Source organism: Marinobacter vinifirmus (assembly GCF_002258215.1).
GTDB lineage: Bacteria > Pseudomonadota > Gammaproteobacteria > Pseudomonadales > Oleiphilaceae > Marinobacter > Marinobacter vinifirmus.
The window spans coordinates 157,872-178,480 of sequence record NZ_NEFY01000004.1; the positions used below are offsets into that span (position 1 = coordinate 157,872).

General features: G+C 59.6%; 20 protein-coding genes. 13 read left to right on the forward strand and 7 right to left on the reverse strand.

Annotation, left to right across the window (positions count from 1 at the left end; translation table 11 throughout):
• Positions 1-5: 5 nt before the first annotated feature.
• The 4 genes from B9Q17_RS18470 to B9Q17_RS07000 all read right to left on the reverse strand — a co-directional run bounded on the left by B9Q17_RS18470 (position 6) and on the right by B9Q17_RS07000 (position 5,261).
• Positions 6-764, reverse strand: a complete 759-nt coding sequence (locus tag B9Q17_RS18470; RefSeq protein ID WP_094624661.1) for a TonB family protein — start codon at positions 762-764, stop codon at positions 6-8.
• 5 nt (positions 765-769) lie between these two features.
• On the reverse strand, positions 770-2,971 hold the full coding sequence (locus tag B9Q17_RS06990) for a DUF1631 domain-containing protein (protein ID WP_094624662.1): 2,202 nt from the start codon (positions 2,969-2,971) through the stop codon (positions 770-772).
• A 127-nt stretch (positions 2,972-3,098) separates the two neighbouring features.
• Positions 3,099-4,379 (reverse strand): HlyC/CorC family transporter, encoded by a 1,281-nt coding sequence (locus B9Q17_RS06995; protein WP_094624663.1) that lies wholly within the window; start codon positions 4,377-4,379, stop codon positions 3,099-3,101.
• 75 nt (positions 4,380-4,454) lie between these two features.
• A complete protein-coding gene (locus tag B9Q17_RS07000) occupies positions 4,455-5,261 on the reverse strand; it encodes a cytochrome C assembly family protein (RefSeq protein ID WP_094624664.1) in 807 nt (268 codons plus the stop codon).
• Between the two features lie 159 nt (positions 5,262-5,420).
• Here B9Q17_RS07000 and ffh point away from each other — a divergent pair, with 159 nt between their 5' ends.
• The 13 genes from ffh (at position 5,421) to ung (ending at position 18,892) form a co-directional block, all read left to right on the forward strand.
• Positions 5,421-6,806, forward strand: coding sequence for a signal recognition particle protein (gene ffh / locus B9Q17_RS07005; protein WP_094624665.1), 1,386 nt, complete (start codon positions 5,421-5,423; stop codon positions 6,804-6,806).
• Positions 6,807-6,970: 164 nt separating this feature from the next.
• Positions 6,971-7,210: a 30S ribosomal protein S16 gene (gene rpsP, locus B9Q17_RS07010; protein WP_058340306.1), complete on the forward strand. Its 240-nt coding sequence runs from the start codon at positions 6,971-6,973 to the stop codon at positions 7,208-7,210.
• A 29-nt stretch (positions 7,211-7,239) separates the two neighbouring features.
• Complete coding sequence (gene rimM, locus B9Q17_RS07015; protein WP_022988901.1) at positions 7,240-7,767, forward strand: ribosome maturation factor RimM; 528 nt, start codon at positions 7,240-7,242, stop codon at positions 7,765-7,767.
• Between the two features lie 3 nt (positions 7,768-7,770).
• Positions 7,771-8,529 carry a tRNA (guanosine(37)-N1)-methyltransferase TrmD gene (gene trmD / locus B9Q17_RS07020; RefSeq protein ID WP_094624666.1) on the forward strand — a complete coding sequence of 253 codons (759 nt, stop codon included), beginning with the start codon at positions 7,771-7,773 and terminating at the stop codon, positions 8,527-8,529.
• Between the two features lie 25 nt (positions 8,530-8,554).
• On the forward strand, positions 8,555-8,911 hold the full coding sequence (gene rplS, locus B9Q17_RS07025) for a 50S ribosomal protein L19 (protein ID WP_072677905.1): 357 nt from the start codon (positions 8,555-8,557) through the stop codon (positions 8,909-8,911).
• A 100-nt stretch (positions 8,912-9,011) separates the two neighbouring features.
• Positions 9,012-9,923, forward strand: a complete 912-nt coding sequence (gene xerD / locus B9Q17_RS07030; protein ID WP_022988898.1) for a site-specific tyrosine recombinase XerD — start codon at positions 9,012-9,014, stop codon at positions 9,921-9,923.
• A gap of 127 nt (positions 9,924-10,050) precedes the next feature.
• A complete protein-coding gene (locus tag B9Q17_RS07035) occupies positions 10,051-10,785 on the forward strand; it encodes a DsbC family protein (RefSeq protein WP_094624667.1) in 735 nt (244 codons plus the stop codon).
• A gap of 145 nt (positions 10,786-10,930) precedes the next feature.
• The gene (locus B9Q17_RS07040) at positions 10,931-12,232 is read left to right on the forward strand and encodes a homoserine dehydrogenase (RefSeq protein WP_022988896.1); all 1,302 of its coding nucleotides are present in this window, start codon (positions 10,931-10,933) and stop codon (positions 12,230-12,232) included.
• 11 nt (positions 12,233-12,243) lie between these two features.
• Complete coding sequence (gene thrC, locus B9Q17_RS07045; RefSeq protein ID WP_094624668.1) at positions 12,244-13,644, forward strand: threonine synthase; 1,401 nt, start codon at positions 12,244-12,246, stop codon at positions 13,642-13,644.
• A 6-nt stretch (positions 13,645-13,650) separates the two neighbouring features.
• Positions 13,651-15,381, forward strand: coding sequence for a single-stranded-DNA-specific exonuclease RecJ (recJ, locus tag B9Q17_RS07050; RefSeq protein WP_094624669.1), 1,731 nt, complete (start codon positions 13,651-13,653; stop codon positions 15,379-15,381).
• 89 nt (positions 15,382-15,470) lie between these two features.
• Positions 15,471-16,566 (forward strand): peptide chain release factor 2 gene (prfB, locus tag B9Q17_RS07055; protein WP_154707616.1). Its coding sequence is split into 2 segments (ribosomal slippage): positions 15,471-15,542 and positions 15,544-16,566, totalling 1,095 coding nucleotides; the frame shifts between segments, so codons are not numbered across the junction.
• Between the two features lie 51 nt (positions 16,567-16,617).
• Positions 16,618-18,153 carry a lysine--tRNA ligase gene (gene lysS, locus B9Q17_RS07060; protein ID WP_094624671.1) on the forward strand — a complete coding sequence of 512 codons (1,536 nt, stop codon included), beginning with the start codon at positions 16,618-16,620 and terminating at the stop codon, positions 18,151-18,153.
• A gap of 4 nt (positions 18,154-18,157) precedes the next feature.
• Positions 18,158-18,892 carry a uracil-DNA glycosylase gene (gene ung / locus B9Q17_RS07065; RefSeq protein WP_094624672.1) on the forward strand — a complete coding sequence of 245 codons (735 nt, stop codon included), beginning with the start codon at positions 18,158-18,160 and terminating at the stop codon, positions 18,890-18,892.
• On the opposite strand, the gene ygfZ is transcribed toward ung, so the two are convergent.
• From ygfZ to B9Q17_RS07080, 3 genes are read right to left on the reverse strand one after another with little or no spacing between them, the layout of a single operon-like run.
• Positions 18,893-19,858: a CAF17-like 4Fe-4S cluster assembly/insertion protein YgfZ gene (ygfZ, locus tag B9Q17_RS07070; RefSeq protein WP_094624673.1), complete on the reverse strand. Its 966-nt coding sequence runs from the start codon at positions 19,856-19,858 to the stop codon at positions 18,893-18,895.
• A gap of 30 nt (positions 19,859-19,888) precedes the next feature.
• Positions 19,889-20,347 carry a hypothetical protein gene (locus B9Q17_RS07075; protein WP_094624674.1) on the reverse strand — a complete coding sequence of 153 codons (459 nt, stop codon included), beginning with the start codon at positions 20,345-20,347 and terminating at the stop codon, positions 19,889-19,891.
• The gene (locus tag B9Q17_RS07080; RefSeq protein ID WP_058340296.1) at positions 20,331-20,603 is read right to left on the reverse strand and encodes an FAD assembly factor SdhE; all 273 of its coding nucleotides are present in this window, start codon (positions 20,601-20,603) and stop codon (positions 20,331-20,333) included. The genes B9Q17_RS07075 and B9Q17_RS07080 overlap by 17 nt, the downstream gene beginning before the upstream one ends.
• Positions 20,604-20,609: the final 6 nt, after the last annotated feature.

Sequence of the window (20,609 nt, forward strand, 5' to 3'; positions counted from 1 at the left end):
ACCCTTCAGGTCCGTTTCGGGGTGAACACCAGTTTTACCTCGAAACGGTCCGATTCCTCTCCTTTCGGCTCCGGATAGGGGCTGGCGGCCAGCGCGGCCCGATAGGCAGCTTCGTCTATTCTTTGTATCCCTGTTGATCTGATTACCCGGGCCCGGGTCAGGGCGCCGTTGGGCAGTAATGTCAGCTCAAGTTCCATACTTACCTTTTGTCCGAGCTGGGAGATTGCGGGTACCCGCTGCTGGTCCAGTTGTTCGGCCAGGTGGGTGGCCAGCAGGGTCAGGTAGGGATCGCGCTCAGCGGGGGAGTCGGTGATCCGGGCAATGGTTTCGGCAGACTCCTGCTCGCCGGTGCGCGGTGCTGACTCGATGCTTGGCGTACTGGCCGGTGCTGGCGCCGGTTCCGGGCTTGGTGCGGGCTGGGGTGTTGGTGCGGGAGCTTCCGGGGCCGGCACTGGGTCCGGTTTCGGCTTCGGTGCTGGAGTGGAAGGCGCGGTAGTGGTGACGGGTTCCGGTGTGGTCGGTACTTCGAACTCGGGGTGCCGCGGCGGCTGGGCTGAGGAGCTAGCCGGGGTACTGGCCCGGGTGGCCTCAGAGGGTGCGCGGGCCAGACGGAAAACAACCCGGTGGCTGACCTCGCGGACTTCCTGCAAGGGGGCAGGAAGTCCGGCAAGCAACAGGGTGTGTGCCATAAAGGCCAGGGAGAGTGCCAGGGCCAGCCGGTAATGTGCCGGAATTGCCGGGGCGGGTGGTGCTTTCTCCGGCATTACGATCAGGCGGTCTTGGAGCGCAGGCTGCCAACCATTGCGTTAAGCGCGCGATCGATGAGGGCACCCTGTTCCAGCAGTGTCAGCCGGCCCCTGCGCATTTCATGTGCCAGCTCTACCCGGGTTTTCTCGATCACCTTCAGGCCCATGCGGTTCACGAACACAAAACAGTCGGCTTCATCAATGATGGCGGACAGTTTGCAGCGGAAGCTGGTGCCGTTCACCAGGCTGAACTCTACCCAGTGGCCAATCTCCAGCTTGTCGAGCTGGGTAACGAACTCGGCGATGGCTGCGTCGTCCAGCTCCTGCTGGTACTCGGCCTTGGAGTGCAGTGACACGGTGTCTTCCTGCACCGGCTCCGGCTCCTTGCGGGCCTTGATGGACGAGTTGGTGCGGAAGGCATCTGCCAGTTCGTGCTTGAGCTGGCCCATCATCTGGTCGAGCCGGTTGGCGTTGTAAGACACTTCTTCGAGCCCGGCGCGCAGGGTTTTCAGCAGGCCAGGTACAACCCGTACCCACTGGTCGCGCTCTTCGTCTTCTTCGTGGGGGTGCAGGCACCAGATCAGGTCGTCGACCACCTTGGCGGTTTCCTGCCAGCGGTGCTCGGCATCGTCCCGCAGGTAGGCCAGGAACATTACCCGGCTCCAGCCGTGTACCAGGATATCGTGTACGGATTCCGGCAGGTCGTAGCGGGCGACCTTTTCCTTCAGCAGGCGATCGACCGCTTCCTGGGCTTTCTGGGATTTGATGCGGCCGCGTTCGGATTCCCGGGTGCGCTGCTCAACCAGTGAGGCTTTGCGGTTTTCCCGCTCCAGAAACTGTTCGAACTCCTGGTTCAGGGTTTCAAACAGGCTGATGTCGCCATCGAACTCGTTGAGGATACGCTGTACCACGGTGTGAATCTGGTCGTACAGCTTGTCGCGGCTTTTCTCGTCGCTGCTGCTCCAGCCGATACCGGCGCGGGCCAGGGAGTTCAGGAGCTTGCGGGCCGGATGGGTGGCCTTGCTGAAGAAGCTCTTGTCCTTGATGACGACTTTCAGGATCGGGATCTGCAGGCGGCTGATCAGCACCTGCACCGGCGACGACAGGTTGTAGTCGTCCAGAATGAATTCGAACAGCATGGACACCAGGTTGATGAGGTCTTCATCCACCTCGCTGAGGGCTGCGGTTTTCTCGCCCTGGGCAGCATTTCGGGTAATCAGGCCCTGAATAACCTGGCGCAAGTCTACCGACACCGGTTCGCCACTGCTGAGATCGCCGGACTCCGGCCACATCTGCTGTGCCGGCAGGGCGCCGAGCAGGTTCATCAGTTCCTGGCCACCGATCACCCGCACTGATGGATCGGCACGGCGGGTCGGCATGCCCGAGTTGGCCCGTTGCTGGGCCAGCATTTGACGGATCTGCTCAAACAGTACGGAATCTTCTGCGCTGGGCTGGTAGCTGCTTTGCTGTTCCGGCGCGGCGCCCGACGGTTCCCCGGCCTTGGTGGTCGCGGCTTTCTGCTGGCCGGTTTTGCCGTGGTAGCGGAAATTGGGAATGATGCCCGCCTGAATCAGGATGCGGTTGGCTTCATCCAGCAGCATGCCCAGGTTGGAGACCACGTAGCGGTCAAATTGCTTGAGCACAATCAGCCGTTCACGAATCTGGATTTCCAGGGTCTGGATGGCTTCGACAAAGGCGCTGCAAAGGTGTTCCGGAGCCATGGGGTTAACCGGGGCAGTTTCGCTGGCGTCCGGATAGACTTCGGTAAACCTGGCCTGAAGCTGTAGCAAGGGGCCTTGAAAGTGTGCCTTGGCCTTGCTGACCATGGCGTTCAGTGCCACCTGTTCTTCCAGGTCGTCGTCACCCACAAGGGACAGGCTGTCGGCATTTGTTGGCCGGGAAGCCTCTTCGTTGCGGACTTGACCGGTTACCGGTGGTGTCGCAAAGAACCGGGCAACGGCATTCTGGAAATGGCGTTCGACGCCTTTGCGCTTGATACGGATTTCCCGCATCGCCTCGAAGTAACGGTTTTGTTCATTGTTACTTCTGGAATTGTTTGCCAGCTCGAACAGGGAGTCGTCGACAGCATCGAACGCTCCCTGCAGTAAATCACCCAGCCCCGCGACAACGGTGTCACGGATACGGGCGACCTCCGGCGGAACCGGGCGGGTACTTGCCGCTTCCCTGTGTTCACGGAGGTAATGTATGCCGGACTGCTTTTTCATGGCCGACTCCTGTTTACGCCTTTAACCGGATACATGACCGAGCTGGATTCTTGCCTGTTCTGATTTTGGTTAAATTTAGCGCATTTTACGCCGGAATGACATGATTAATCATCATTCCGGGTTCCGGTTATGAGCCGGTGCCGCGCTTCTTCTTTTTTCGCGGGTGGACAATGGCGGCCTTCACCACGTTGTCCTTGATTTGCAGGACCTCCACCCGGTGGCCGTCTACTTTCAGGCAGACGTTGGTGTCCGGGATGTTCTCGAGGGTTTCGGTGATCAGGCCGTTGAGGGTTTTCGGGCCGTCGGTGGGCAGTTTCCAGCCCAGGGTCTTGTTGATCGACCGGACGGCGGCGCTGCCATCGATAATAAAGGTGCCGTTGTCCTGGGGGATGATGTCCATGGAGGTGGCGGCGAAGTCAGTGGTGAATTCGCCAACGATTTCCTCGAGGATGTCTTCCAGTGTGGCCAGCCCCAGCACGTCTCCGTACTCGTCCACGACAATGCCAAACCGGCGCCGGCCCTTCTGGAAATTCAGCAGCTGGGTGTTCAGCGGTGTGCTTTCCGGAATGAAGTAGGGCTCGGCGCACAGTTGCAGGACCATGTCTTTGTCGATGTCGTCCTGCTGCCGCAGGCGAGCGACGCTGCGCAGGTGCAGAATGCCCTGGATATTGTTGATGTCGCCGCTGAACACCGGAAGCCGGGTGTGCTGGCTGGTCTTGAGTTGCCGAAGGATGACATCGGTGTCGTCTTCCAGGTCGACACCGACCACTTCATTCCGGGGCACCATGATGTCGTTCACGGTGACGTTGTCCAGGTCCAGGATGCTCACCAGCATGTCTTTGTGCTTGGCAGGAATCAGGGCGCCCGCTTCATTCACCACGGTACGCAGTTCTTCCCGGCTCAGGTGATCCTCTGAAGCCTGGGCTGATGATACCCCGAGCAGGCGCAGGATTATGCCGGTAAACAGGTTGACGGCCCATACCAGCGGGTAAAGGATTTTCAGTAGCGGCCCCAGTACGTGGCTGGCCGGAAAGGCTATCTTTTCCGGGAACAGGGCTGCCAGGGTTTTCGGGGTGACTTCGGCGAAGATCAGGATAACGATGGTCAGCAGAACGGTGGCAATGGCGATGCCCGCATCGCCCCACACGCGAATGGCAATCACCGTGGCAATGGATGAGGCGAAGATGTTGACGAAGTTGTTGCCGATCAGGATAACGCCGATCAGCTGGTCGGTCCGGTTCAGCAGGTTCTGCGCCCGGCGTGCGCCCTTGTGTCCGCTTTTTACCATGTGCTTCAGGCGATAGCGGTTCAGGGACATCATCCCGGTTTCGGAGCTGGAAAAGAAGCCGGACAGAATGATCAGGCCGACGAGGAGGATGAACAGCGCCGTGAGCGATGTTTCGTTCAAAAGAGGAGCCCTTACGTTGACGACAAGTTGCGAAAATAGGGGGTGTGAAGCGCCGGTGTCAAGCGGTTTGCGGGATTACAGGCCCCGCTGAAACAGCACTTCCAGCACGAATTTGCTGCCGTAAAAGGCCATCATCAGCAGGGCGCAGCCGGCCAGGGTCCAGCGGCTTGCAGTCATGCCGCGCCAGCCCTTGGTGTAGCGGCCCACCAGCAGGCCGACAAATACGGCCAGGGAGAGCATGGAAAACAGGGTTTTGTGTGCCAGGTCCTGGGCGAACAGGTCTTCGATGAACATGGCGCCGGTAATGATGGCGAGGGTCAGCAGGACTACGCCCGCCCAGACCAGTTCGAACAATACCGATTCCATGGTTTGCAGTGGCGGCAGGTTGCGCACCAGCAGGCTGTTGTAGTTCTGCTTCAGCTGGCGGTTCTGGAAGTACAGCAGGGCGGCCTGAATGGCGGCCAGGGTAAACAGGCTGTATGCGGTAATCGACAGGGCGATGTGGGACAGCATGCCGTAGCTTTCATCCGGCACCAGTCGTGACGGCGTATGGGTGATCAGCGCCATGACTATAGTGGCCGCTGCCAGCGGGTAAGCGCCCAGGAACAGGCTGCCCACCGGCTTGGAGAGATTCAGGCCGAGGAGCAGGAAAACGATCAGCCAGGCAATCAGTACCGAGCTTTTGAAGAAGCTGAAATCGAAGCCGCCATCCAGGTGGACCGTCTGGGCAATGAGCAGGCCGTGGCCTATCAGTGCAAGTACGCCAATCAGGGTGGTCAGTGCCAGGTTGCTTTGCACCTTGCCACGAAAATGGAGGGCCTGCAGGGCAGTGCCGACGCTGTACAGGAAAAGTGCGGTAACCGCGAGGATCAGCGTTCCCATGACGTCCTTTATGTTTGCCTTTTAACGTGAAAGCGGCGTGGAGTTGTTCAGAGGCTCCGTAGTCTGGGTATAATGTCGCGATTATGCAACAGGAATCAAGCGGCCGGCGCCGGCTTCTTGATTTGTGTGAACAATTTCTCCGGGGTACGGAAGAGCAACATGTTTGAGAATCTCCAGGACCGGCTATCCGGCAGCTTGCGCAAGATCTCTGGTCAGGCGCGCCTTACCGAAGACAATATCAAGGAAACCTTGCGTGAAGTGCGCATGGCCCTGCTGGAGGCAGACGTTGCGCTGCCGGTGGTCAAGGCGTTTATCGAAGGAGTGCGCGAGCGGGCCATCGGCCAGGAAGTGCAGCGCAGCCTGACGCCGGGCCAGGTATTTGTGAAAGTCGTCCAGCAAGAGCTGGAGCGGGTGATGGGCGAGGGCAACGAGTCCCTTAACCTGTCTACCCGGCCGCCTGCCGTCATTATGATGGCGGGTCTGCAGGGTGCTGGTAAAACCACCACCGTGGCCAAGCTGTCTCGCTTCCTTAAAGAGCGGCACAAGAAATCCGTGCTGGTGGTCAGTGCCGATATCTACCGCCCGGCGGCTATTCGTCAGCTGGAAACCCTGGCGGGTGAAGTGGGTGTCGAGTTTTTCCCCAGCACCACGGACCAGGACCCGGTCGACATCGCCAACGGCGCCATCGAAGCGGCGCGCCGCAAGCACATTGATGTGGTGATTCTGGATACCGCGGGCCGCCTGCACGTTGATGAAGGCATGATGGGTGAGATTGGCCGCCTCCATAAAGCGGTGAATCCGGTGGAAACCCTGTTCGTGGTTGATTCCATGACTGGTCAGGACGCCGCCAACACCGCCAAGGCCTTTAACGATGCGTTGCCGCTCACCGGTGTGGTGCTTACCAAGACTGATGGTGATGCCCGCGGTGGTGCGGCCTTGTCGGTTCGCCACATTACCGGCAAGCCGATCAAGTTCCTGGGTGTGGGCGAGAAATCCGATGCCCTCGAGCCTTTCTATCCGGATCGGGTGGCTTCCCGCATCCTGGGCATGGGTGATGTGCTCTCCCTTATAGAGGAAGCAGAGCGCAAGCTGGACAAGAAGAAGGCCGAGAAGCTCACCAAGAAGATCAAAAAAGGTAAGGGCTTTGATCTGGAGGACTTCCGGGACCAGCTTCAGCAGATGAAGAGTATGGGTGGTATCGGAGGCCTGCTGGACAAGCTGCCGGGCATGGGTCAGATGGCCCAGATGGCGCAGCAGCAGGTCAATGACAAGTCTGTAGGCCAGATGGAGGCGATCATCTGCTCCATGACGCCGAAAGAGCGCCGTTACCCGGATGTGATCAATAATTCCCGCAAGCGGCGCATTGCAGCCGGTTCGGGTACGCAGATCCAGGATGTGAACCGTCTGCTCAAGCAGCATAAGCAGATGTCGAAGATGATGAAGAAATTTGGCAAAAAAGGCGGAATGGCCAACATGATGCGCGGTCTTGGTGGTATGATGCCGCCCGGCGGCGGTGGTGGCATGCCCCCGTTTGGCCGTATGTAAAAAGCCTTACATATAAAATGGGGAAACCACGCGTTTCCCTGTTTTCATTGGCGCGTTTTTGGCATAGAATAGCGCCCCTTTCGAGTATGGGTCTTCTCGTCAGCCGTTCTCGGCATGGCGTGAATCGTACAAAGTTCGTACAACAGAACAGGATATTGGTCGAAATGGTAACAATCCGTTTGGCTCGTGGCGGCTCCAAGAAGCGCCCGTTCTACCATCTGACAGTCACTGACAGCCGTAACTCCCGTGACGGCCGTTTCATTGAGCGTGTTGGTTTCTTCAACCCGGTTGCCCGCGGTCAGGAAGAGCGTCTGCGCGTTGACCGTGATCGCGTTGAGTTCTGGCTGGGCCAGGGTGCTCAAACCAGCGATCGCGTTGCCCAGCTGCTCAAGACTGCTGAGTAATTGCAATCTGATACCGGGGTTTGACAGGCATGGCACAGCATCCACAGGAAACTGTGATCGGCCGGATCACCTCGGTGTTCGGGGTCAAGGGTTGGCTTAAGGTCTTCTCTTATACAGATCCCAAAGAAGGAATACTGAACTACCGCGACTGGACCCTGGTTCTGGACGGCAAGCGTATTCCTGCAAAGCTTGAGGAGGGTCGCCGCCAAGGGCAGGGGATCGTCGTCAGGCTTAAAGGTATTGATGATCGTGAGCTGGCCCGCAGTTATGGCGGTGCCGAGATCCGGGTTCCGACCGAGTTGCTGCCGGAGCTTCCCGAAGGGGAGTTCTACTGGCATCAGCTGGAAGGCCTGGAAGTGTTCACGGTTGACGGTGAGTGCCTGGGTAAGGTGCATCACCTGCTGGAAACAGGCTCCAACGATGTCCTGGTGGTGCACGCGACAGCGGGCTCCATTGACCAGCGCGAACGGCTCATTCCCTATCTGCCGGATCAGGTAGTTCAGGGGGTGGATCTTGAAAGCTCGCGCATGGTGGTGGACTGGGATCCGGAGTTCTGACGGGTGTGGATTGGCGCAGTCAGTCTGTTTCCCGACATGTTTTCTGCGGTGACAGATTACGGGATTACCGGCAGGGCAGTTCGTGAAGGTCTTCTGACCTTTAACAGCTGGAACCCCCGGGACTTCACGCATGATCGTCACCGTACTGTGGATGACCGGCCTTATGGCGGCGGCCCCGGGATGCTGATGAAAATCCAGCCCCTGCGGGATGCTATCCATGCGGCCCGGACATCGGCACCCGGCAAGGCCTGTGTGGTCTATCTTTCGCCCCAGGGTGAAAGGCTGGATCAGTCGGTAGTGGAGTCTCTCGCTGCCGAACAACAGCTGATTCTCGTTGCCGGTCGTTACGAGGGCGTTGATGAACGCCTGATATCGGCGGAAGTCGACCGGGAAGTGTCCCTGGGTGATTTTGTGCTTTCAGGTGGCGAACTGGCGGCGATGGCTGTGATTGATGCGGTAACACGCCTCATCCCCGGAGCGCTGGGTCATGCGCAGTCAGCAGAGCAGGACTCCTTTGCTGACAGTTTGCTGGATTGTCCGCACTACACCCGGCCCGAGGTATACGAAGGTCAGGCGGTGCCGGAAGTTCTTTTGGGCGGTCACCATGAACAGATCCGGCGTTGGCGATTGAAAGAATCGTTGAGGCGAACCCGGGAGCGACGCCCCGACCTGCTGGAACAGCGGGTGCTTACGGAAGAAGAGCGTCAGCTTCTGGATGAAATTTTGAACGAACCGGGTGCCTCTGAATCATCAGGGCATTGAAAGATTGGGTATCAGGAGCATTACGATGAGCGGCAAGAACAACATCATCAGTCAACTTGAAGCAGAACAGATGACCAAGGAAATCCCTGCGTTCGCGCCGGGTGACACCGTGGTTGTACAGGTTCGCGTAACTGAAGGTAACCGTGAGCGTCTGCAGGCGTTCGAAGGCGTTGTTATCGGCAAGCGCAACCGTGGCATGAACTCTTCCTTCACTGTTCGTAAGATCTCTTACGGCGTGGGTGTTGAGCGTACTTTCCAGACTTTCTCCAAGCTGATCGACAGCGTAAGCGTGAAGCGTCGTGGTGACGTGCGTCAGGCCAAGCTGTACTACTTGCGCGACCTGTCTGGTAAGGCAGCTCGTATCAAGGAAAAGCTTGGCTGAGTTTGGCCTTCCGGCCAGCCAGTTTGAAAAAAAGCAGCCTCAAGGGGCTGCTTTTTTTATGCTTTAATGCTGCCCAGACAGACATTAATGAGGTAATACCTTGCCGCGGCCGGATGACGAGCAGCTGATCAGCCAATTCTCGGATGCCATATGGCTCGAGGATGGCCTGGGTGAGAAAACCCGCCAGGCCTATGCCAGTGACCTGGCCCGTCTTTCCGGATGGCTGGAGCAACAGCCCGGAGCGCCCAGCTTGCGGTCCGCTAAAAGGACCGATCTTCTGGCCTGGATGTCCCGTGGGCTGGCGGAGGGCCTGAAAACCAGTACGGCAGCCCGGCGGCTTTCCGGTATCCGGCGTTTTTACCGGTATTTACTGCGAGAAGGTCTCATCGCCGAAGATCCTACCTTGCGAATCGACAGCCCGAAGTTGCCCCGGCGTTTGCCGGATACCCTTACTGAAGCCGATGTCGAGGCGCTGCTGACTGAGCCGGATCCGGAAATACCGCTGGAGTTGCGGGACCGGGCCATGCTCGAAATTCTGTACGGCTGTGGTTTGCGGGTGTCCGAGCTCACCGGGCTGACCGTAGACCGCGTGAACCTGCGCCAGGGTGTGGTGCGTATCAGCGGTAAGGGCGGGAAAGACCGGTTGGTGCCCCTGGGGGAAGAGGCTATCGACTGGCTGCTGAGCTATATGAAGGAAGCCCGGCCGGAATTGCTCAAGGGTAAGAGCAGTGATGCCTTGTTCCCCGGTAACCGGGCCAGTGCCATGACCCGCCAGACCTTCTGGTACCGGATCAAGCACTACGCGGTGCGTGCCGGTATCCGCAAGCACCTTTCACCCCACACTCTGCGCCACGCCTTTGCGACCCATTTGCTCAACCATGGTGCAGATTTACGGGTAGTGCAGATGTTGCTCGGGCATTCTGACCTTTCGACCACCCAGATCTATACCCATGTGGCCCGTCAACGTCTGCAGGATTTGCACCAGGCCCATCATCCCCGTGGTGGTGACTGATCTCGGGGTGAACTTTTGCCGGGGCGCCCTGTCGCAAGGTGCGGGAATGATGCCGGCAGTTGCGTATGAAGGCCCCGGGCAAGCAAAATGCCTGAATCTATTAACCGGAAAAGGTAGTTTCTGATCCATGAATCTTAAAATTGCGGCCGCGGTAACCGGCCTGATGATGTCCTTGGTGGCAGTGCCCGCCGTGTTGGCCGGTGAAGCCGAAGACGCCATCGCCAAGCGGCTGACTGATGCGGTGCCGGGGTTGAAGATCAGTTCCGTGCAGAAATCTGAAGCGGAAGGCCTGTACGAAGTGCAGAGCAGTAACGGCGACACCATTTATACGACGGTCGATGGCGCCTACCTGTTCACCGGCGACCTGCTCAAGATTACCGACACCGGTATTGCCAACGTGACCGAAGAGTCCCGGGCCACCAGCCGTAAGCAGCAAATGGCAGCCTTCGGTAAGGAAGGGCTGATCTCTTACCCTGCCGACGGCGAAGAAAAAGCGGTTATCGATGTCTTTACCGATATCGACTGCCCCTACTGTCGCAAGCTGCATGATGAAATTCCCCAGCTCAACAGCTATGGCATTACCGTCAACTATTACGCCTTCCCTCGTTCCGGCCCCGGCACAGCGTCATTCCGGAAATATGAGTCGGTATGGTGTTCGGACGACCAGCAGGCGGCCATGGATGCTGCCAAGGGTGGCAAAAACGTACCTCAGCAGAGCTGTGACAACCCTGTTGCAGACCAGTACCGCCTGGGTGGCCAGGTCGGTGTAACCGGTACCCCGGCAATTCTGCTGGAAGATGGCAACATGGTTCGCGGCTATGTGCCGGCCAGGAACCTGGCCGAAGGTCTGGGTCTGCTCTGACCCGTTATCGGAGCCGCAGCGCGGCTCCGGACTTCCTGTGTGACTTGTGACCGATTCAGGGCTTATTCAGCGGGCCCTGAACCGGTATACTATCCGGCCTTATTGCAATCCATCAGCACCCCGCATCGGGATCAGAGGTGAGAGCTTGAAAGACGTAAATGTCGGAATCTGCGGATTGGGAACCGTTGGCGGCGGTACATTCAATGTCCTGAAACGCAATGCAGCGATTATTGCCGGCCGTGCAGGCTGCAACATCCGTGTTGTCCGGGTAGCCAGTCGCCGCAGCCGGGATGACTTGGCGCTGGGCGATGTGCCCTTCAGTACCGACATTTTTGATGTGGTGAATGATCCCGCCGTTGATATTGTGGTTGAGCTGATTGGCGGCTATGACGCCGCAAAGGAGCTGGTACTGGCCGCTATTGCCAACGGCAAGCATGTAGTAACCGCCAACAAGGCGCTGATTGCCGTTCATGGCAACGAGATTTTCGAAGCCGCCGAAAAGGCCGGTGTGGTTGTTGCCTACGAAGCTGGCGTGGCCGGCGGTATTCCTGTCATCAAGGCCGTGCGCGAAGGCCTGGCGGCCAACCGCATCGACACCATTGCCGGCATTATCAATGGCACCGGTAACTACATCCTGACCGAAATGCGTGCCGGACGGCCCTTTGAAGAGGTGCTGAAAGAAGCGCAGGCGCTGGGTTACGCGGAAGCTGATCCGACCTTTGATGTGGAAGGCATCGACGCCGCCCACAAACTGACCATCCTGGCCGCGTCCGGTTTTGGTGCGCCCCTGCAATTCGACAAGGCTTTCACCGAAGGCATTTCTGCGCTGACCCCGAACGATATTGCCCACGCTGAACTGCTGGGTTACCGGGTAAAGCACCTGGGTATTGCCCGCCGCCGTGAAGACGGCATCGAGCTGCGTGTGCATCCGACCCTGGTGCCCAAGAGCCACCTGATTGCCCAGGTAGACGGTGTTCTGAACGCTGTTCTGGTGGATGGCGATGCAGTCGGCCAGACCATGTATTACGGTCCCGGTGCCGGAGACGAAGCCACGGCCTCTGCGGTGATTGCCGATGTGGTCGACGTTGCCCGTGCGGTAGCCAGCAACAGCCAGCAGCGGGTGCCTTATCTGGGCTTCAGCCCGGATGCATTGGAAGACCTGCCGGTATTGCCGATGGAAGATGTCCAGTCTGCCTACTACTTGCGCATCCAGGCCTTTGACCACCCGGGCGTGCTGGCCAAGGTGGCTTCGATTCTGAGTGAGCATGGCATCAACATCGAATCCATCATGCAGAAAGAGTCCGAATTCAAGGATGGCCGTATTCCGGTCATCATCCTGACCCACACGGTTCAGGAGCGCCAGATGAACCTGGCCATCGAGGAAATGGAAGCCCTGGCCGACGTTGACGGCAAGGTTGTCCGCATCCGCGCTGAAAACTTTAACTGACAGGTACGCACGTGAGATACATCAGTACACGGGGTGAAGCTCCCGCTCTGGGCTTTGAAGACGTTCTTCTGACCGGACTGGCCACCGATGGCGGCCTGTATGTGCCGGAATCCCTTCCGCACTTCAGCCTGGAAGAGATCCGAAGCTGGCGTGGCCTGCCGTATGCCGAGCTGGCCTACAATGTCATGTATCCGTTCGTGGAAGATGCCATTCCGGCCGATGACTTCCGCAAGATGCTGGACGAAACCTACAGCGTGTTCACGCACCAGGCCGTCGCGCCGCTGGTTCAGCTGGATACCAACGAGTGGGTGATGGAACTGTTCCGTGGCCCCACGCTGGCGTTCAAGGACTTCGCCCTGCAGCTGCTGGGTCGCCTGCTCGACTATGTTCTGGAGAAGCGTAACCAGCACGTGGTGATCATGGGGGCTACCTCCGGTGATACCGGCTCGGCCGCTATTGAAGGCTGCCGTCGCTGCGAGCACGTGGATATCTTTATCCTGCATCCGCACCAGCGGGTGTCTGAGGTACAGCGCCGCCAGATGACCACGGTGCAGGGTGATAACATCCACAACATCGCAGTCAAAGGTAACTTCGACGACTGCCAGCGCATGGTGAAGGAGAGCTTCGGCAACCAGTCCTTCCTGGGCGGCAAAACCCAGCTGGCGGCGGTGAACTCCATCAACTGGGCGCGGATCATGGCCCAGATCGTGTACTACTTCCAGGCATCCCTGGCCCTGGGTGGCCCGGACCGCAGCATGGCGTTCTCGGTGCCCACCGGTAACTTCGGCGATATCTTTGCGGGCTACCTGGCCAAAAAAATGGGCCTGCCCATCAGCCAGCTGGTGATTGCCACCAACCGCAACGACATCCTGCATCGCTTCATGAGCGGCAACAAGTATGAGCAGCACCAGCTGGAGCATACCCTGTCGCCGAGCATGGATATCATGGTGTCCAGCAACTTCGAACGCCTGTTGTTTGACCTGCACGGTCGTGATGGCGCTGCCGTGAAAGACCTGCTGGAGCGTGCCGCCAAGGGCCCGGTCAGCATCGAAGACTATCGCTGGAAGCACGCCCGCAAGCTGTTCGACAGCGATGCGGTGGACGACAAGACCACCTGCGATACCATCCGGGAAATTTACGAGCAGAACGAATACATGCTGGACCCGCACACCGCCATTGGCGTACGTGCCGCCCGCAACTGCCGTCGTGACAGTGCCGTGCCCATGATCACCCTGGGTACCGCGCACCCGGCCAAGTTCCCGGACGCCATTTCTGAATCCGGCCTGAGCGTGAAGCCCCAGCTGCCGGCCCACATGGCCGACCTGTTCGAGCGGGAAGAGCGTTATACCGTTCTGGACAACAATGTGTCCGAGGTGCAGGGCTTTATCGCCAAGCATTGGAAAAACGCCTGATCCGGCATGACTCCTAAAAAGATCCTGCGTCGCCCCCAGCCGTCCGATGTGGCGGGCTGGGGGCAAAACCTGCCCCCCATCCTTCGCCGCCTGTACGCCGCCCGCGGTGTGCACTCCGACGACCAGCTCCAGTACACCCTGAAACACCTGGCTTCACCGATGCAGCTTCGCGGCATTGATCGCGCGGTTGAACTGCTGGCCGAGGCCATTGTGCAAAAACAGCGGGTGATGGTGCTGGGGGACTTCGATGCCGATGGCGCCACCAGTACCTCGGTGGCCATGCTCGGCCTGTCCATGCTGGGCGTGGCAGCCATCGACTTCCGGGTGCCGAGCCGCTTCTCCGACGGTTACGGCCTGACGCCGGGCATCATCCACCGGTTGCAGGAAGAAGGCGATTTGCCCGACTTGCTGGTGACCGTGGATAACGGCATCTCCGCCATCGAAGGTGTGCGAGCGGCCCGGGAGCTGGGCATCAAGGTTGTCATCACCGACCACCACCTGGCCGGTGACGAACTGCCGGATGCCGACGCCATCGTGAACCCCAACCAGCCCGGCTGCCCTTTTCTGAGCAAGAATGCCGCCGGCGTGGGTGTGATGTTCTATGTGCTGACAGCCCTGCGCAAACACCTGCGAGACAACAACCTGTTGCCGGACCCGGAGCCCAACCTGGGCAGCCTGCTGGACCTGGTGGCACTGGGAACCGTGGCGGACGTCGTGCCGCTGGACCACAACAACCGTATCTTCGTGGAGCAGGGCATCCGCCGCATCCGAAAGGGCGAAGCCCGGCCGGGTATCCTTGCCCTGCTGGAAGTCGCGGGCCGCGACTACACCGAAATCAGCGCTACCGATCTCGGCTTTGTGGTTGGCCCGCGCCTGAACGCCGCCGGCCGGCTGGACGACATGAGCATCGGCATCGCCTGCCTGCTCGCCGACAGCCGCGACGAAGCCCTGCGCCTGGCCCGGGAACTGGACAACTTCAACCGTGAACGCCGCAGCATCGAAAAAGACATGAAAGCCCAGGCCCAGGACCTGCTGGCCTCCATGTCCCTCGACATCGAAGGCCTGCCCTGGGGCCTGGCCCTGTTCGACCAGGACTGGCATCAGGGCGTGATCGGCATCCTGGCCGCCCGCATCCGCGAGCAGACCCATCGCCCCACCATTGCCTTCGCGCCCGACGACGACGGCGAACACCTCAAAGGCTCCGCCCGCTCCATACCGGGTTTGCATATCCGTGATGCCTTGGCCGTGGTCGACGCAAAGAACCCGGGCCTGATGAAAAAATACGGCGGCCACGCCATGGCCGCCGGCATGACCATCGCCCGGGACGACCTTGAACGGTTCAGCAACGCCTTCGACCAGGCCGTGCGCGATACCCTGAAACCGGAAGACCTGGAAGCGGCCATCACCACCGATGGCCCCCTGGCCCCGGACGAACTGAACCTGGACACCGCCTACCTGCTCAAGCGCGCCGGCCCCTGGGGCCAGCATTTTCCGGAGCCGGTATTTGACGGCGAATTCCGCGTGGTAAGCCAGCGCATTGTCGGCGAGAACCACCTGAAACTGGTGCTGCAGCCGGTTGAGGGTGGGGGTATTATCGACGGCATTGCCTTCAACACCGGGCCGGAAGTGCCGGACTTTACCCGGAGTGGCGCGCGGGTGGTTTATAAGCCGGATGCTAATACGTTTCGGGGGCGGACTAATTTGCAGCTTTTGGTGGATTATCTGGAGCCTTTGTAGTGATTCGGCTTGCTGATTTAACCCGCAAATTCCGGTAGAATCCGCCCTCTGTTTTTATCGCACCATTTTCCAAAGCGAGACAAGGTTTCATGGAAATTAATCCCATAGTGACGAAGATCAAAGAGCTTCGCGAGCGCACTGAAGCGCTGAGGGGGTATCTTTGACTACGATCAGCGCAGTGAACGCCTGACCGAAGTCGAGCGCGAACTCGAACAACCCACCGTCTGGGACGATCCCGAGCGGGCCCAGGCTCTGGGCAAAGAGCGCTCAGACCTTGAACTGATCGTCAAAACCATCGACAACCTCACCAACGGCCTGGCGGACGCCGAAAGCCTGCTGGATATGGCCGTGGAAGAGGATGACGAAGGTACCGTCCAGGAAATCGAAGCCGATCTCGAAGGCCTCGATAAAGAACTCGAGAAGCTCGAATTCCGCCGCATGTTCTCCGGCGAAATGGACGCCAACAACGCCTACCTGGACATCCAGGCCGGCTCCGGCGGCACCGAAGCCCAGGACTGGGGCAATATGCTGCTGCGCATGTACCTGCGCTGGGCCGAGCGTCGTGGCTTTAAATCCGAGATCGTTGAACTGCAGGAAGGTGAAGTGGCGGGCATCAAGAGTGCCACCATTCACATCCAGGGCGACTACGCCTACGGTTGGTTGCGCACTGAAACCGGCGTACACCGCCTGGTGCGTAAATCCCCGTTTGATTCCGGCAACCGTCGCCACACCTCTTTCTCTTCGGTATTTGTATCGCCGGAAGTGGACGACAGCTTCGAAATCGAGATCAACCCGGCGGATCTGCGGGTGGACGTTTACCGTGCCTCCGGTGCCGGTGGTCAGCACGTTAACCGGACCGAATCCGCGGTGCGACTGACCCACAACCCGACCGGGATTGTGGTGGCCTGCCAGGCCGGCCGAAGCCAGCACCAGAACAAAGACCAGGCCATGAAGCAGCTCAAGGCCAAGCTCTTTGAGCTGGAAATGCAGAAGCGCAACGAAGAGAAACAGAAAGCCGAAGACTCCAAGTCTGACATCGGCTGGGGTAGCCAGATCCGCTCTTACGTGCTGGATGACAGCCGTATCAAGGACCTGCGCACCAAGGTGGAAACCAGCAACACCCAGTCGGTGTTGGATGGTGACATCGACAAGTTTATTGAAGCCAGTCTGAAGATGGCGCTGTAATCAGCGCCATTCACCCACACCCGGACAATCCCGACTTCTTAGTGAGCCAAAATGACTGAACACACCCAGAACGCTGCACAGCCCGAGGACAACAAGCTGATTGCCGAGCGCCGCGCCAAACTGGCAAACATGCGTGAGCAGGGCAATCCGTTCCCGAACGACTTCCGTCGCGATGCCACCGCTGCCGAACTGCAGGAAAAATACGGTGACAAATCCAAGGAAGAGCTGGAGTCCCTGGGCATCAAGGTGGCCATTGCCGGCCGCATGATGCTCGACCGCAAGGCGTTCAAGGTGGTTCAGGACATGACCGGCCGCATCCAGATCTATGCCTCCAAGGATGTCCAGAAAGACACCAAGCACTGGGATATGGGCGACATCGTGGGCGTGCGCGGTACCCTGTCGAAGTCTGGCAAGGGCGACCTGTACGTCACCATGGAAGACTACGTGCTGCTCACCAAGTCTCTGCGCCCGCTACCGGAGAAGCACAAGGGCCTGACCGACACCGAAGCCCGCTACCGTCACCGGTATGTGGACCTGATGGTGAACGAAGACAGCCGCCGCGTGTTCCATGCCCGGTCGAAGATCATCAACACCATGCGCCAGTACTTCACCGACCGTGACTTCATGGAGGTGGAAACCCCCATGCTGCAGGTGATCCCCGGTGGCGCCACGGCCCGTCCGTTTGTGACCCATCACAACGCCCTGGGTATCGACATGTACCTGCGGATTGCCCCTGAGCTGTTCCTCAAGCGCCTGGTCGTGGGCGGTTTCGAGCGGGTGTTCGAGATCAACCGTAACTTCCGTAACGAAGGGCTGTCGACCCGGCACAACCCCGAGTTCACCATGGTCGAGTTCTATCAGGCCTACGCCGATTACAACGACCTGATGGACCTGACCGAAGACATGCTGCGCACCATCGCGCAGAAAGTGCTGGGCACCACCACCGTGGTGAACACCCGGGTACTGAAAGATGGCAGCGAAGAAACCATCGAATACGATTTCGGCAAGCCGTTCGAGCGCCTGACCGTGGTAGACGCCATCCTGCGCTACAACCCGGACATCACCCGCGAGCAGCTGGCAGACGACGCCCAGGCCCGCGAAGTGGCGAAGAACCTGGGTATCCACGTGAAAGATATCTGGGGCCTGGGCAAGGTGCAGATCGAAATCTTCGAGGCCACCGCCGAGCATCGCCTGATGCAGCCGACGTTCATCACCGAGTACCCGAAAGAAGTGTCGCCCCTGGCACGTTGCAAGGACAGCGACCCGTTCGTGACCGAGCGTTTCGAGTTCTTCGTGGGCGGCCGCGAGATTGCCAACGGCTTCTCCGAGCTGAACGATGCCGAAGACCAGGCTGAGCGTTTCCAGGCCCAGGTGGCGGAGAAAGACGCCGGCGACGACGAAGCCATGTTCTACGACGACGACTACGTGATGGCGCTGGAATACGGCCTGCCGCCGACCGCCGGTGAAGGCATCGGTATCGACCGCCTGGCCATGCTGCTGACCGATTCGCCGTCCATCCGCGACGTTATCCTGTTCCCGGCCATGCGCCCGGAGCACAAGGCCGAGCAGAAGCCGGAAGGCGAGTAAAGCGATGCACCCTGCCGAGGCGCTGGCTCAGCAACTGAAGCCCGGTCGCGGCTGGGATGAGTGGCTGGCGGACGAGTTCCGTCAGCCTTACATGCGGCAACTGGCCGAGTTCCTGGCCGCCGAGGAACAGGCCGGAAAGGTGCTGTTTCCTCCAAGACACCTGTGTTTCAACGCCCTGAACAGCACGCCACTGGATATGGTGAGTGTGGTGATTCTGGGGCAGGATCCCTACCACGGCCCCGGCCAGGCCCATGGCCTGTGTTTTTCGGTCCGGCCGGATGTGCCTCCGCCCCCGTCCCTGGTGAATATCTTCAAGGAAATTGAAGCGGATCTTGGCCATCCGCGGCCTGATCACGGCTGCCTGCAAGCCTGGGCTGAGCAGGGTGTGCTTTTGCTGAATGCGGTACTGACCGTGGAGCAGGGCAATGCTGGCGCCCATCAGGGTAAGGGCTGGGAAACCTTTACCGATAAGGTGATCGAAACCATCAATCGCGAGCGCGACGATGTGGTGTTCCTGCTCTGGGGCAGCTACGCTCGCAAGAAAGGCCGGCATATCGATCGCAACCGTCACCTGGTGCTGGAAGGGCCGCATCCGTCGCCCCTGAGTGCCTACCGGGGCTTCTTCGGCTGCAGTCACTTCTCCCGGGCCAATGACTGGCTGCTCAGCCGGAACCGGCCTGCGATCGACTGGAACCTGCCACCGAAGGCCGAATTGCTACAGCGTTACGGCAAGCAATAATCAGCTTGCCGGATCAGCTTCCCGCTCCGGTACCGGGTAGGGCAGGTCGAGCACTTCGAATTGGCACGAGTCGTTACCTTCCAGGCTCAGCGCCGACTTGTCCGCATCATGGCGCAGAACGGCCAGCAGCTCGCCCCCGTTGTCTGAGCTCATCACCGCATTGACCACATCCCCGGCCTTTTTGTCGCCTGCCAGCAGGTTGCTGCCAGCTTCAGGCGCCTGGGTGCAGCCGGTAAAGGCTAGTCTGTACAGGCTCTTTTTCAGCTGGCCGAGGAAATGCATGCGGGCGATCACTTCCTGCCCGGTATAGCAGCCTTTCTTGAAATGCACGCCCTGAAGATGCTGCAGGTTCAGCATTTGCGGTACGTAGGCTTCCACGGTGGCTGGTGTCAGCCAGGGCACGCCGGCGGCGATGCTGGCGGCGTTCCAGTCGTTTATGGTCAGCTCGGGAAGCCCTTCGGGTAATTCGGCACAACCTTCCGGTAGCCACCATTCGTATCGGGGCAAAGCCCCGGCGCTGTCCTCAATGCGGATCAGGTAGCCGTTCTCTGTGGCCACTACATCGCCCGGGCTGCCCAGTGTGGCGGCGTTGTCTCCGGCAACCGTTACGGCGGCCTCCTGGCCCAGCAGGCCGATAATCCGGGCCTGCTCTACGACATCCATGCGGGTACCGCGGAACAGCATCAGATATTTCTTCAGCTGGCCCAGGGTGGCGTCTGACAGTTCCCGGTCCAGGTCCATCAGCAGGTCCTGCTGGTCCCGCACCAGGCGGGTCAGGCAGTAGGCGCGGCCTTTTGGCGTGCTGGCTGCGGCCCGGCGTGATTGTTGGGGGGTAACGTCGTCCACGTGCTGGGAAAACTGGCCCTGAACAAACTTGTCGGTGCCCGGGCCGCTGATGCGGACCATGACCCTGTGCTCAAGCACCGCGTAACCATGTTGGTTGGCGGTGGTGGGGCGGTTGTTCATAAAGCTCTCCGCAATGGGATGGAAAATTCGTTAAGCCGTTGTTGGCCGGCCGGCTCTCAGCCACATCCGTAACCGGCGAAAATCGGTCTCCGGGGCGTTGGCGCCAAGCAGGGAGCTGGCACCGAGAACCAGTACAAACATAGTTCTGGATGTGGTGTCTGCAGGGCGCAGTTTCAAGGCCAGGAAGGAGGCGCCGAGGCTGCTCGAACCGCAGATTCTTACAGTGCGGGTTCCCCCGTTTGCCAGCTGGCAGGTGAGGGTGTCGGCGTCAGATTGCAGGGCAACAATGGCGTCAGGGCCCTGTAACAGCCCGCAACACCGGAACTGGCGAATAGCCATGATCCCTGCAGGCGCCAGCAGCAACAGAAGCCAAAGACTGCTGGCCGGGGCTGCGACGAGGCTGAACACCATCAGTACCAGCCAGGGCAGGGCAGCCAGTATGCCGGCCGCCCGTGAAGGGGACAGGTTCAGTTCAATCCGGCTGGACACGGTTCAGGATGATCTCCACGATCCGCTGCAGATCCGGGTCCTGCGGCTTGCTGCGCTGCATGAACCACTCGAACATGTCGGTGTCTTCGCAGCTCAGCAGCTTGCGATAGCGCTCCTGGTCTTCCGGATCGAGATCCCGGTAGGCTTCTTCCAGAAACGGCAGCAGCAGTACATCCAGCTCGAGCATGCCCCGGCGGCTGTGCCACCACAGGCGGTGAAAGTCGGTATGGTCGTTGGATGCGTTGGTGTCAGACATAGTCGA

Bases quoted from the DNA above. Each gene is read 5' to 3' on its own strand.
- B9Q17_RS18470 (WP_094624661.1), bottom strand. From the start codon at position 764: ATGCCGGAGAAAGCACCACCCGCCCCGGCAATTCCGGCACATTACCGG.
- B9Q17_RS06990 (WP_094624662.1), bottom strand. From the start codon at position 2,971: ATGAAAAAGCAGTCCGGCATACATTACCTCCGTGAACACAGGGAAGCG.
- B9Q17_RS07000 (WP_094624664.1), bottom strand. From the start codon at position 5,261: ATGGGAACGCTGATCCTCGCGGTTACCGCACTTTTCCTGTACAGCGTC.
- ffh (WP_094624665.1), top strand. From the start codon at position 5,421: ATGTTTGAGAATCTCCAGGACCGGCTATCCGGCAGCTTGCGCAAGATC.
- rpsP (WP_058340306.1), top strand. From the start codon at position 6,971: ATGGTAACAATCCGTTTGGCTCGTGGCGGCTCCAAGAAGCGCCCGTTC.
- rimM (WP_022988901.1), top strand. From the start codon at position 7,240: ATGGCACAGCATCCACAGGAAACTGTGATCGGCCGGATCACCTCGGTG.
- rplS (WP_072677905.1), top strand. From the start codon at position 8,555: ATGAGCGGCAAGAACAACATCATCAGTCAACTTGAAGCAGAACAGATG.
- B9Q17_RS07035 (WP_094624667.1), top strand. From the start codon at position 10,051: ATGAATCTTAAAATTGCGGCCGCGGTAACCGGCCTGATGATGTCCTTG.
- recJ (WP_094624669.1), top strand. From the start codon at position 13,651: ATGACTCCTAAAAAGATCCTGCGTCGCCCCCAGCCGTCCGATGTGGCG.
- lysS (WP_094624671.1), top strand. From the start codon at position 16,618: ATGACTGAACACACCCAGAACGCTGCACAGCCCGAGGACAACAAGCTG.
- ung (WP_094624672.1), top strand. From the start codon at position 18,158: ATGCACCCTGCCGAGGCGCTGGCTCAGCAACTGAAGCCCGGTCGCGGC.
- ygfZ (WP_094624673.1), bottom strand. From the start codon at position 19,858: ATGAACAACCGCCCCACCACCGCCAACCAACATGGTTACGCGGTGCTT.
- B9Q17_RS07080 (WP_058340296.1), bottom strand. From the start codon at position 20,603: ATGTCTGACACCAACGCATCCAACGACCATACCGACTTTCACCGCCTG.